Origin of the sequence: Acinetobacter sp. WY4 (assembly GCF_018438165.1) — a bacterium.
Classification (GTDB): Bacteria; Pseudomonadota; Gammaproteobacteria; order Pseudomonadales; family Moraxellaceae; genus Acinetobacter.
The window spans coordinates 3,081,874-3,093,926 of sequence record NZ_CP053947.1; the positions used below are offsets into that span (position 1 = coordinate 3,081,874).

Here is a 12,053-nt window from a genome sequence, read left to right on the forward strand (position 1 = left end):
TAAAGCCCTAATCATTCGAGAGCTTCCCATAAATATTGGTGCTTAGACCTTGTTTGGTATATTCCTTTTGGTAGTCATCTGTGGGCTCTTCAAATTTACTTTCTTCTAAAGGTGAAATTGAGTTGTAGCGAGCCCAATCGCTTTCAGTGTAATCGTAATTGATAGAACCGTGAATTTTCCCTATCTCTGTTTGCGGTGCACATGTTTTAGCATTTACAACACCACCTGTGAATTGACCATAAGCGGCAGACACGTTGCTATCTAATACTTCAAGCTCACAAAGTAGGTTAGTGTTCACTGCCATAGCTTGTGCGCCAGTTCCGATATCTTGAAATGTATTTGTGTTTGAATTTGCTGGATTAATAAGTAGGTTGTTGGAAACACCATTCACAATAAAATTGTTTTGGAAGGTTTGTGCGCCATTAATAGAGATTTCGGCAGGTTTAGTTTCACCTTGAGAACCTGCTGCAAGTTGTGACTGACTAAATTGAACATTTGGATTTAATTTTAAAAAATCGGTAATGTTCTTTGAGCTATTTGGCGTCCTTTCTAAATCTTCTTTTGAATAAACTGTTTTTCCAACTTCATTTGCTTGCTGAGCTTCGATAATAATCGTGTTGAACTTAACCGTTGCTTCATTGAGGACAGGCTCTTGATAATTTGATTCTTCTGCAAAACTAGATGTTGATAAAGCTGTTAGAACCGCAATAGAAAGTGGGGAATAAGCAAAACGCATGAGAAGGGTTAAATCTGCGAAAGATAATGTAAGTGATTATCATTAACTTAGAGTAGGTAATCAATAGTAATGAGAATTATTTTCATTAATTAATTGATAAAAGTGTAGGACTTGAGCAGCTTAAGATGCTGATCAAAGAAATATAAAGAAGAGAAAAAATAGATGGCGTCCCTACGGGGATTCGAACCCCGGTTACCGCCGTGAAAGGGCGATGTCCTAGGCCTCTAGACGATAGGGACGTTTAGAAGATGGCGGTATCTTATTGATCCGCCACCAGAGTGTCAAGCAGGTGAGGTGCGAGTTTGTTTAAAATATAGCAAAACAGTTCAGCGGTCTTCTGCGTATCATATAATGCAGAGTGTGCTTCTTTGCCATCAAACTCGATTCCAGCCTGAATACAGGATTTTGCCAGTACGGTTTGACCAAACATCACCGCGCTTAAAGTCACTGTATCGAAGACAGAAAAACTATGAAACGGGTTCTGGTTTTTGGTTCCGGTACGCGCAATCGCGGCCTGAAGAAAACCCAAATCGAAATGTGCATTGTGTCCGACTAAAACCGCATGGGTACAGTTTTGCTGGCGACGCACTTCATTCACAGATTTAAAAATACGCTTAAGCGCAGTTTTCTCATCTTCAGCCATGGCGATTCGCATTGGATTAGAAGGATCGATCCCAATAAACTCTAGCGAACGACGGTCGAGGTTGGCTCCCTCGAAAGGATTGATATGTGCATGGTAAGCTTGACCTGGCACAAATTGACCATCTTCATTATAAACAATCGGAATGGCCGCAATTTCCAGCAATGCATCAGTCTGTGCATTAAAACCTGCAGTCTCGACATCGACAACTACAGGTAAGAATCCACGAAAACGTTGACCAATGATTGGGAGCGTTTCATTTGTCACACTTTTCTCCATTGAATGGTTTTACCCGCATATAACGGAATAATCTGTTCACCATCCAGATAGTCTAAACTTTCAGGGATTACTTGATCTTCTTTAACCAGGGTAATTGTGCTGGTATTACGTGGCAGGCCATAGAAGTCTGCACCAAAATGGCTGGCAAAACCTTCCAGGCGTTCAATTTTACCCACCTGATCAAATGCCTGAGCATACAGCTCAATGGCAGTCGGCGCACTATAACATCCTGCACAGCCACACGCATTTTCTTTTGCATTTTTTGAATGCGGCGCGCTATCTGTTCCCAGGAAAAATTTAGGATTACCGCTGGTTGCGACTTCCAGCAAAGTTTGCTGATGCGTTTGACGTTTTAAAATCGGCAAGCAGTAGAAATGCGGCTTGATTCCACCGACCAGCATGTCATTGCGGTTAAACAATAAATGTTGCGGCGTAATGGTTGCAGCGACATTACGGTCTTGCTCAAGTACAAAGTTTGCTGCTTCGCTGGTGGTGATGTGTTCGAGCACCAGTTTCAGTTTGGGAAATTGTCTGAGTAAGGGAGCCAGCACTTCATCCAGGAAACGCTTTTCACGGTCAAAAATATCGACATGATTATGCGTCACTTCACCATGTAGCAATAAAGGCACTTGGTGTTCTTCAAGCTGTTCAATTACGCCGTAGACTTTGCTCATATCGCTCACACCACTATCGGAGTTGGTGGTCGCACCCGCAGGATAGAGCTTGATGGCATTGACATGCGCAGATTCTTTGATCTTTTTAACTTCGCTTGCCGGGGTGTTGTCAGTGAAATACAGCACCATACGCGGGTCGAAATTTACCCCTTCAGGCACATGTGCCATGATACGTTCACGGTAGGCATTGGCTTCTTCGACAGTTTTAACGGGTGGCACCAGATTTGGCATGCAAATGGCGCGAGAAAACTGCTTGGCTAAATCGGGAACGGTACGTTGAAGTACTAAACCATCACGCAGGTGAACGTGCCAATCATCTGGCTGGAGAATCGTAATCGTATTCAAGGCAAATTCAGTCGAACAAATAAAACAAATGATAATCCATCTATAGTAAAAATGGTAACGAGAAAGCGCTACAAAATAAGGGATATGTATAAATTAATTTTAAAAAGTATGTTATTTTAAAATTAATAAAAAAATTACATAAATACTTGGCAATGGAATACAAGTACAATCTAGCGAAATTGCAAGATGATAAAGAAGACATAGAACAACTGATTACACGGCAAAGCCAGCGTGTAGGCCCGGTCTTCCCACAAAATCTGGAACAAGAATTCTGGACCAAAAATCTGGAACGCGCCCGTAAACATGTCGAAAAATATGTCTGGGCTGGAGTACTAGCCTATTTCCTTTTTTTAGTGGTAATGATTCCTACAGATTACTGGAGCATCAGCAAAGAATATTTCGTACATGATTTTGTCCTGTGTATGCTGGGCCTGCTCAATGGTGGCATGTCATTAATCATTTTTTATATATTCTCCTGTTTACCCAAGATCAAGCGCTTTTTTCCGCAGGCTTCGATGCTGTTGGTGTTCTGGATACAGGTGTCAATTTCATGCATTACCATGTCGATTAAAACTGATGCCTTGCAGCATCAGTCCATGGCCATAGTCACGATCGTGTATATCCTGGGTTATATTCTGACCGGTATTAGACCGATTCAGATGCTGGTCACCGGATTACTCGCTGCGGCAACTACTATTCTTGTATTGTTTAGCCTTTCAGTTGAATTTAATCCTATGGTTTTTGGCCGGATTTTAATTGGAAGTTGCTTGCTGGGTTATGTGATTAGCCATATGATTTTTGCCCGTGAACGTGTGATATTTCTCTATAGCATTCGCGCCAGAATCAGTGAGCAGATCCAGCGTATCCATACCAACGAATTATTACATTTGAGTCAGCACGATGAGCTGACCAAGATTTCCAATCGACGGACTTTTGATGAGACGCTGCAAGTCCATTTCGAACGTGCACATCGTGAAGAAACGGCATTGGCAATTCTGTTTATCGATGTAGATTTCTTTAAAAATTACAACGATTTTTATGGGCATCAGAAAGGTGATGATGTCATTTCGACTATTGCCAAAACCATCAAAAATGCGATCCGTCATATGGACTTTGTCGCGCGTTATGGCGGGGAAGAGTTTGTGGTGCTCTTGCCAGAAACGGATGCACATGGTGCTTATGCAGTGGCTTCAAATATTTTTAAGGCGATTGATCGTCTGGAAATTCCACATGAAAAATCCTCGGTTGCGAAACATATCACCATCAGTTTAGGCATTACCGTCTATCGTGGTGAAGATGATATTGATAAAGACGCCTTATTGGGAATCGCGGATCAGGCGCTATATCGTGCCAAACAGCTTGGACGCAACCAGATTTATTATCAGTCCATTCGTTCAGTCAATTCAGATATCGCAAATGGTTAGAGATTATTACAATCAATAAACGAACCCTCAATAAAAAACCGCTCATCAGGAGCGGTTTTTTATGAAACTAAAAAGGACTAAAACTTAGTTTTTGTCTTTTAGTTGTGGCACTGCAGATGCTGAACCAACTGCCAATAAACCAGTCTCTGTATAGATGCCCAGTTTCGCACGAGTATCCGTGATATCCAGGTTACGCATGGTCAACTGACCAATACGATCCATCGGCGAGAACATAGAATCACCTTTCTCCATAGTCAAACGCTCAGCTTCATAAGTGAGGTTCGGAGATTCAGTATTCATAATGGTGTAGTCATTACCACGACGCAATTCGATCGTTACAGTACCGGTAACTGCTTTAGCAACCCAACGCTGTGCAGTTTCACGCAGCATAAGCGCTTGAGAATCGAACCAGCGACCTTGGTAAAGCAAACGACCTAAACGTAGACCGTTAATACGGTATTGTTCAATCGTATCTTCGTTATGAATACCCGTTACCAGACGCTCATAAGCGATGTGAAGCAGCGCCATACCCGGAGCTTCATAGATACCGCGAGATTTCGCTTCGATGATACGGTTTTCGATTTGATCCGACATACCTAAACCGTGACGGCCACCGATGCGGTTCGCTTCAAGAATAAATTCAACTGGATCTTCAATGCGTTGACCGTTGATAGCAACCGGGAAGCCTTCTTCAAAAGTAATCGATACTTCTTCAGCTTTTACTTCTACGTCATCTTTCCAGAACGCAACGCCCATGATTGGCTCAACGATTTTGATGCCTGCATTCAGGTATTCAAGATCTTTGGCTTCGTGTGTCGCACCCAGCATGTTTGAGTCAGTTGAATAGGCTTTTTCTTTTGACATTTTATAGTCAAAGCCATTGTCGATCAGGAACTGTGACATTTCCGCACGGCCGCCCAGCTCGTCAATGAAAGTTTGGTCTAACCAAGGCTTGTAAATTTTAAGCGCAGGATTGGTCAACAAGCCATAACGGTAGAAACGTTCAATGTCGTTGCCTTTATAAGTCGAACCGTCACCCCAGATGTTAACATCATCTTCTTTCATGGCAGTTACCAGCATGGTGCCAGTTACTGCACGACCCAATGGCGTCGTGTTGAAATAAGGCATACCACCTGTAGAAATATGGAACGCGCCACATTGAATTGCAGCAATACCTTCTAATGCAAGCTGTAAACGGCAGTCGATTAAACGTGCTTTTACTGCGCCATAAGCTTCAGCTTTTTTTGGAATCGCATCGTAATCGTCTTCGTCTGGCTGACCCAAGTTAGCTGTGTAAGCATAAGGTTCAGCGCCTTTTTGTTTCATCCACAAAAGAGCAGCAGAAGTATCTAGACCACCAGAGAAGGCAATACCAACTTTTTTACCTACTGGGACATTCTGCAAGATAGTTGCATTATCAGACATTGTTCATCCTAATGATATGAAATAGGCACGCCAGAATTGGTGGCCTGAAAAAATACATATTGCATCAATTGTATCATTAATTTATTTAGGTTTGCTTTAGAAAAGAAAAACTCGTTTTAAAATCTCTATTCAATAGGCTTAAATAATCATAAATCGCACGATTTTCACCAGAATCCTGCTGAAAACGGAAGAAATTGGTTATATTCAGCCGAATAAAGTTAAAAATCAGATAAAACAGGAATAAAAGCATGGCGACTCGCATTCCACCTTTACCTAATTTAAATCCTAAAGCTAAGAATGAAACGCTGGCACTGTTACATGGGATTTATGCCGGCCTGATTGGTTTTAGTACAGTGCTGTTTTTATATCTTGAATATCAGCAATCCAGTATTTCCATGCTGAGTTTAGGTGTGGTGCTGCTGCTTTTAGGCTTGCTGATGTTTTTTAATATACAGGCCAGTATCAAGGTGAAGCAGGGCAATGGTTCAGGACGGACTTTATCCAGAGTGATGGCAATCCTCATGCTGTTCAGTTTTCCGATTGGGACAGTATTGGGTGCGATTGCATTATGGAAATCCAGTGCAAGGCAATGGCAGCAATAATTTAATTGCGAAGGTTCGATATAAATATGCCACCAATTGGTATTTGTGCCTGAGAATGCAGACCTGATAGTCATAAAAAGCCCCTAAAAATCAGTTAAAGTACCTTTATAAGATTTAAGCTATTAGCCAAATAAAAATCAGGGATATGTTATGACTACGACGCGCTATGCCAATATTTTAAAACCACTTCATCTGGGTTTCACCACCATTAAAAACCGGGTGGTAATGGGATCGATGCATACTGGTCTGGAAGATCGCTTTTATAATTATCCTAAACTGGCAGCTTATTTTGGCGAACGTGCAAAGGGTGGTGTGGGTCTGCTGATTACAGGTGGAATATCGCCAAACCGTCAAGGCTGGCTGTTGCCGGCGGGCGGTACCATGAATACCTTGGGCGATATTGCACCACATCGTCTGGTGACACATGCAGTGCATAAGCATGGTGCTAAAATTCTTTTACAGATTCTGCATGCCGGACGTTATGGCTATCAGCCTTTTGTGGTTTCGGCCAGCCCGATCAAATCACCAATTTCTCCTTTTAAACCGCGTGAAATGTCAGATAAACAGATCCTGAATACCATTCAGGATTATGTGAAAACTGCCATCATTGCCAAAAAGGCTGGCTATGATGGCGTGGAAATCATGGGTTCTGAAGGCTATTTGCTGAATCAGTTTTTAAGTCGTCATGTCAATCAGCGTGTTGACCGTTGGGGCGGCCCGATTGAAAACCGGATGCGTTTTGCCGTAGAAATTGTCAAAGCCATTCGCGAGGAAATTGGCGAAAAATTTATTATCTGTTTTCGTTTGTCGCTTCTCGATTTGGTACATGATGGCAATACCATGCAGGAAGTCATTACCGTAGCTAAAGCTTTGGAAAAGGCTGGAATTACTTTGCTCAATACCGGCATTGGCTGGCATGAAGCACGTATTCCAACCATTGTGACTTCTGTACCGCGTGCTGCTTTTGTCGATTACACGGCTGAAGTTAAGAAACATGTTTCGGTGCCGGTGATTGCATCCAACCGGATCAATATGCCAGACACTGCCGAAGCAATTTTGGCTTCTGGTCAGGCAGATATGGTGCAGATGGCACGTCCACTTTTGGCCGATGCTTTCTGGGTCAATAAAACTGCAACCAATCGCGTTGATGAAATCAATACCTGTATTGCCTGTAATCAGGCCTGTCTGGATCATACTTTTAAAAACCAGCGCGCAACCTGTCTGGTCAATCCGCGTGCCGCTTATGAAACCGAACTGGTCTATGTCAAAACCAAGAAACCAAAAAGTATTGCAGTGATTGGTGGTGGAGTTGCAGGTTTGTCAGCGGCTACTGTCGCAGCCAGCCGTGGTCATGATGTGACGTTGTTTGAGGCCAGTCATGAAGTAGGCGGGCAGTTCAATCTGGCTAAAGTGATTCCGGGGAAAGAAGAATTTCACGAAACGATTCGTTATTTTAAAGTGCAGCTAGAAAAAACTGGAGTTGATCTGCGTCTCAATACCCGGGTCAATCGCGAGCAGTTGGAGCGTGAAGGTTTTGATGAGGTGATCGTGGCCACAGGTGTCGTGCCGCGTGCCTTGAATATCGAAGGCAGTCAGGCGCCACAAGTGTTGTCTTATGCAGAAGTCTTACGTGGCGCACCTGTCGGTGATCGTGTTGCGGTCATTGGCGCAGGCGGGATCGGTTTTGATGTGTCCGAGTTTTTATTAAAGCCACCGCATCAAATACAGCCGCAACCTGTGGATGAGTGGAAGCGTGAATGGGGTGTAGATTCTCATCCAGATTATGTGACTGAAGGCGGGTTACAGCGTGCTGAAGTAGAACCTCCAGTACGGGAAATTTATCTATTACAACGTAAAAAGACACCGCTTGGCGCAGGCCTAGGCAAGACTTCAGGCTGGGTACATCGTGCCCAGTTAAAAAAACATGCCGTGCGGATGTTGCGCGGTGTGCAATATAAATCTGTCACGGATGAAGGCTTATGGATTGAGGTAGATGGCCATGCTCAATTATTGCGTGTGGATACCATTGTGGTATGTGCAGGTCAGGAATCGGTAAAAGACCTGATGCCGAGTGCTGGGGAAAATACCTTGGCGCAGTATCATATTATTGGCGGTGCAAAACTGGCTGCTGAACTCGATGCCAAGCGCGCCATTCGTGAGGGAGCGGAATTAGCAGCTAAACTGTAAGGATTTGATGAAACTATATGCAGTTGATTGCATTCACTGTAATTTTCACTTGTCAGCCGGACAAAAGCTCCGTATTATTGCGCCCATGGAAGCGTGGCAGAGCGGTTTAATGCACCGGTCTTGAAAACCGACGAGGGTGTGAGTCCTCCGTGAGTTCGAATCTCACCGCTTCCGCCAAATTTTAAAAACCCCAATCGAAAGATTGGGGTTTTTTTATTTCTATGATTTTAATAAAACGATTTAAAATAAGCTGATGGCGAACAAAGTCAAAATTTTAAAATTCCATAATTAATAAATATTCTTTAATTGCCTACTTCAATTTTGATTAATGCCAACGCAATTCTTTCCACATGTTGGTAAGCCGGTTGTTCCAGTTCTTCACCAAAAATATCCGGGTCAATTTCTTCATAGGACCAGATTATATTTTGATGCTGTTTCATCAAATCTTTAAGATGCTGCAAAAACAGATTGCCATGTTCAGTCACGGTCACACCGGTATATAGAAATAAATGTCCGCCAGAATTCAGCCGCTGTAGACCTTCTTTTATAATCCTGAATGATAAATCACAGCCATCCAGCGCATTACCGCCATGACGATATTGACGTTGTTCGGGATCAATTAAATACGGTGGATTAGCAAAAATCAGATCAAATTTTCCATCAAGATTGGAAAATAAATTACTTTGAACCGGATGAATATGGTTTAAGCCGGCAAAACTGATATTAATCTGGCTATAGAGCAAGGCTTTGGGATTCAGGTCTGCAACCATAATTTCATTAACATCCGGAAAATGTCTGGCAATGCTGATCGCGGCTGCTGAAGTGCCACAACACATTTCCACGACCCGTTTAAAAGGGCGAGGCTGAGCAGCTAGATATTGCTTGAGATGATAGATAAAGCGATACGTATCCGGACCGAAAAATACCGCATCTTGCTGAGTGGTTGGAAAAGCTGAATGAATAAAGAGTTCGCCATCGAGTGAAGAAACCCGAACCTGACTCAAGTATTGATCTTCCTGAACCTGTAGAAGCTGATGTTCTTGCAATAATGTAAAAAGGGCAGAATCAAGATCAGTTTTTTTAAAGTTTAGATTCCAGCCAAAGATATCCTGATGGGTTCTGTGCTTATAAATTTCATTCTTTTTCCGATTCAGAATTCGCTGGTGGGAAAGTGGTGTAATGGTCGTGAACTGATAATCTTGTTGTTTTAAAAAGGCTAATAAATAAAACAAAGCTTGTTGCTGGATGCTTTGCATCTCTAAAATCTGGTTCATACGAATATGCTCTTCTATTTATTTAACCTACATGAAAAGATCAATTCACTTTATGGCTGCAAAAGACAATATCAAAATCAGTCGCGAATGATCAAAGCTATACAGCACTGGATTCCATAGAAATGGATCAGTTTATATTCACCTAAATAATGCATTGCTTAGGTAAAAATGTGATGAGAATTGGTTGGATTTGTATAGGTAGCAGGCATAATTTTCTTAGTTAGGAAACCTTATTATGATATTGCCACCTATTATTTCTTATTTACGATTATATGTATAAAAAATGGCTATTAATCACTGGGATCAATAGCCATTAGAGCTGAGAGCTTTAAAAGCTTAGTTGGGTACTTCCGGCAAATCAAACCAGATCACTTGCGCATCTTCGCTTGCTTTAATTTCTGTATCATCTAGAAAAGCAATTGCGCCGCCCGCTTCCACTGTATGTTCAGCGATCTGGACAGTGCCAGAAACAACATGTACATAATTAATATGCTGGGTCGCTTTCACTTCCAGACTTTGGCCTTGCTGAATCACCGCAGTTTTGACTTCGGCATTCTGACGAATATGCATCGGTGCATTGTCATTCGGACCACAAATCAAATGCCACTGGTTCGGTTGCTCATGCGGGTCAAGACGGATTTGCTGATAGTTCGGCTTGGCATCACGTTCATTTGGAATAATCCAGATTTGCAGTAAATGGACCTGTTCGTCGCCTTGGTTCATTTCACTGTGCCGCACACCTGTTCCTGCACTCATCAGTTGCCATTCACCCGCAGCGATTCCGCCATGATTGCCCATGCTGTCCTGATGGGTAATGGTTCCTTTCAGCACACAGGTCAGGATTTCCATATTGTCATGTGGATGCGTTCCAAAACCCTGATGTCCATCAATCAGGTCATCATTAATGACACGTAAAGCGCTGACACCCATATACTTTGGGTTATACCAGTTACCAAATGAGAAACTGTGTTTAGACTCCAGCCAGCCCATTTTTACATGACCACGATTTTCGCTAGGATGTAGAAAAGCATTCATGATTTTATCTCGACATTATTTTTAACTTGGGATCATCATACTGTCGTTTTGTAACTGAAAAAATCTCAAATAGGCGACAGATCATTGCATTTTTGCAACGACAGAGCTGAAAGTAAACATAAGGAATAAAAAAGCCCGCTCAAAAGCAGGCTATTTTTATTCAAATCGGCAGACTGATCATCATTCTAAGAAACGAACCGTTACCCCAGATTTGACTTTACGGCCAAGATCATTGGCATCCCAGTTAGTCAAACGAATACAACCATGTGACGCTGTTTTCGAAATGGTAGACGGGTTTGGTGTTCCGTGAATACCAAATGATTTCTTGCTTAAACCAATCCAGATATTCCCGACAGGACCGTTAGGACCCGGTGGTAAAGATAGTGGTTTTAAGTTTTTACCTTGTACAAAGTTAGACGGTGAATAGCTGTACCAAGGGTTTGGTGCAACACCTGTTACTTTATAGGTTCCAGTTGGAGATGGTGTATCCGCACTACCAATGGTGGCAGGGAATGACGCGATCATTTGATTTCTACTGTTAAATAAGTACAGTTGTTTCGCGCCTTTATGTGCAACAATCAAGTGAATACCTTCAGGCAAGTCATTACGTACATTACTGACCAGTAATTTTTCACCAACTTTATTAAAGTTGGCATTTGGATTGAGTTTCTTTAAAAAATTCTCATCCATATGGAATTTTTCACTTAACATTTCACTGACACGTGTGTAGTACAGGCCTTTCATTTTCGCCTGTAACGCATAATCTGAAGGAATAGACTTGGCAAATGGGCCTGCCAGATCTTTTTCAGTAATGGTGTATTCAACAAAGGCTGGCTTAGAACCCTGACGTGCAACTAGTTTATCCCAGGTTTCCTGAGTCAAAACACCTGTCGGTTTAATGCCATTCATTTGCTGGAAAGATGCAATGGCTTTTAGTGTATTTTTACCGCTTGTTCCGTCAATCGCCCCCGGTGATGCATGGGCATTATTCAGCATGACATGTGCACGTGCGTAAACTGGGAATTGACCTGCACCGATATTTTCATACCACTGGGCATTATTTAAGCCATCTAAAGTCCACGAAGCTTTGGTCGCTGCAGAGTTAGTCGATGCTTTGGTATTTGGTGCTGCGCCAATAGAAGCAGTCTGATCTTCGGTATCCTGTAGCTCATTCAGCGCTTCAGATGCCTGTTTTAAGTCTTGTTGTTCTTGTGCGGTAATTTGCGCTTCTGCAGGTGCTGCTTGGGCCGCTGAAGCTTCAGTTGCTAATGGATCAATCGGATCTTGCACTGCAACATCAGTCACCACTTGGGGTTTTAATGGTTGTTCAGCAGTAGACGCGGCAAAAACTTGACCTGCGAAAATGCAACCTAGACTCACAGCGAGCATTGTGCGAACGAACATGTAACTCAACCTTAAGAATTATTTCTTT

10 protein-coding genes and 2 tRNA genes are annotated in these 12,053 nt (G+C 42.5%); 4 read left to right on the forward strand and 8 right to left on the reverse strand.

The window, feature by feature from the left end:
• Positions 1-7: 7 nt before the first annotated feature.
• From G4D73_RS15535 to pyrC, 4 genes are all read right to left on the reverse strand, one after another.
• Positions 8-736 carry a TonB-dependent receptor plug domain-containing protein gene (locus G4D73_RS15535; RefSeq protein WP_228305173.1) on the reverse strand — a complete coding sequence of 243 codons (729 nt, stop codon included), beginning with the start codon at positions 734-736 and terminating at the stop codon, positions 8-10.
• A 163-nt stretch (positions 737-899) separates the two neighbouring features.
• Positions 900-975, reverse strand: a tRNA-Glu gene (locus tag G4D73_RS14345).
• Positions 976-995: 20 nt separating this feature from the next.
• On the reverse strand, positions 996-1,655 hold the full coding sequence (gene rnt / locus G4D73_RS14350; RefSeq protein ID WP_034438210.1) for a ribonuclease T: 660 nt from the start codon (positions 1,653-1,655) through the stop codon (positions 996-998).
• Positions 1,640-2,674, reverse strand: coding sequence for a dihydroorotase (pyrC, locus tag G4D73_RS14355; protein WP_213687048.1), 1,035 nt, complete (start codon positions 2,672-2,674; stop codon positions 1,640-1,642). The genes rnt and pyrC overlap by 16 nt, the downstream gene beginning before the upstream one ends.
• 152 nt (positions 2,675-2,826) lie before the next feature.
• Between pyrC and G4D73_RS14360 the strand changes: the two genes are divergently transcribed.
• On the forward strand, positions 2,827-4,098 hold the full coding sequence (locus tag G4D73_RS14360) for a GGDEF domain-containing protein (RefSeq protein WP_213687049.1): 1,272 nt from the start codon (positions 2,827-2,829) through the stop codon (positions 4,096-4,098).
• An 84-nt stretch (positions 4,099-4,182) separates the two neighbouring features.
• Here the strand turns inward: G4D73_RS14360 and argG are convergent, their stop codons facing one another.
• Entirely contained in the window at positions 4,183-5,523 is a 1,341-nt protein-coding gene (gene argG, locus G4D73_RS14365) for an argininosuccinate synthase (RefSeq protein ID WP_004279561.1), read from the reverse strand.
• 248 nt (positions 5,524-5,771) lie between these two features.
• Here argG and G4D73_RS14370 point away from each other — a divergent pair, with 248 nt between their 5' ends.
• The 3 genes from G4D73_RS14370 (at position 5,772) to G4D73_RS14380 (ending at position 8,489) form a co-directional block, all read left to right on the forward strand.
• Entirely contained in the window at positions 5,772-6,125 is a 354-nt protein-coding gene (locus tag G4D73_RS14370) for a hypothetical protein (RefSeq protein ID WP_004279563.1), read from the forward strand.
• Positions 6,126-6,275: 150 nt separating this feature from the next.
• Positions 6,276-8,312, forward strand: coding sequence for an FAD-dependent oxidoreductase (locus G4D73_RS14375; RefSeq protein WP_213687050.1), 2,037 nt, complete (start codon positions 6,276-6,278; stop codon positions 8,310-8,312).
• Positions 8,313-8,399: 87 nt separating this feature from the next.
• Positions 8,400-8,489, forward strand: a tRNA-Ser gene (locus G4D73_RS14380).
• A 125-nt stretch (positions 8,490-8,614) separates the two neighbouring features.
• Here the strand turns inward: G4D73_RS14380 and G4D73_RS14385 are convergent.
• From G4D73_RS14385 to G4D73_RS14395, 3 genes are all read right to left on the reverse strand, one after another.
• Positions 8,615-9,586 carry a methyltransferase gene (locus G4D73_RS14385; protein ID WP_213687051.1) on the reverse strand — a complete coding sequence of 324 codons (972 nt, stop codon included), beginning with the start codon at positions 9,584-9,586 and terminating at the stop codon, positions 8,615-8,617.
• Between the two features lie 336 nt (positions 9,587-9,922).
• Positions 9,923-10,621 carry a pirin family protein gene (locus tag G4D73_RS14390; protein ID WP_114541932.1) on the reverse strand — a complete coding sequence of 233 codons (699 nt, stop codon included), beginning with the start codon at positions 10,619-10,621 and terminating at the stop codon, positions 9,923-9,925.
• A 180-nt stretch (positions 10,622-10,801) separates the two neighbouring features.
• Entirely contained in the window at positions 10,802-12,025 is a 1,224-nt protein-coding gene (locus G4D73_RS14395; RefSeq protein WP_213687052.1) for a L,D-transpeptidase family protein, read from the reverse strand.
• Between the last annotated feature and the right edge of the window lie 28 nt (positions 12,026-12,053).

Bases quoted from the DNA above. Each gene is read 5' to 3' on its own strand.
- G4D73_RS14370 (WP_004279563.1), top strand. From the start codon at position 5,772: ATGGCGACTCGCATTCCACCTTTACCTAATTTAAATCCTAAAGCTAAG.
- G4D73_RS15535 (WP_228305173.1), bottom strand. From the start codon at position 736: ATGCGTTTTGCTTATTCCCCACTTTCTATTGCGGTTCTAACAGCTTTA.
- G4D73_RS14390 (WP_114541932.1), bottom strand. From the start codon at position 10,621: ATGAATGCTTTTCTACATCCTAGCGAAAATCGTGGTCATGTAAAAATG.
- G4D73_RS14360 (WP_213687049.1), top strand. From the start codon at position 2,827: ATGGAATACAAGTACAATCTAGCGAAATTGCAAGATGATAAAGAAGAC.
- G4D73_RS14385 (WP_213687051.1), bottom strand. From the start codon at position 9,586: ATGAACCAGATTTTAGAGATGCAAAGCATCCAGCAACAAGCTTTGTTT.
- rnt (WP_034438210.1), bottom strand. From the start codon at position 1,655: ATGGAGAAAAGTGTGACAAATGAAACGCTCCCAATCATTGGTCAACGT.
- G4D73_RS14395 (WP_213687052.1), bottom strand. From the start codon at position 12,025: ATGTTCGTTCGCACAATGCTCGCTGTGAGTCTAGGTTGCATTTTCGCA.
- G4D73_RS14375 (WP_213687050.1), top strand. From the start codon at position 6,276: ATGACTACGACGCGCTATGCCAATATTTTAAAACCACTTCATCTGGGT.
- argG (WP_004279561.1), bottom strand. From the start codon at position 5,523: ATGTCTGATAATGCAACTATCTTGCAGAATGTCCCAGTAGGTAAAAAA.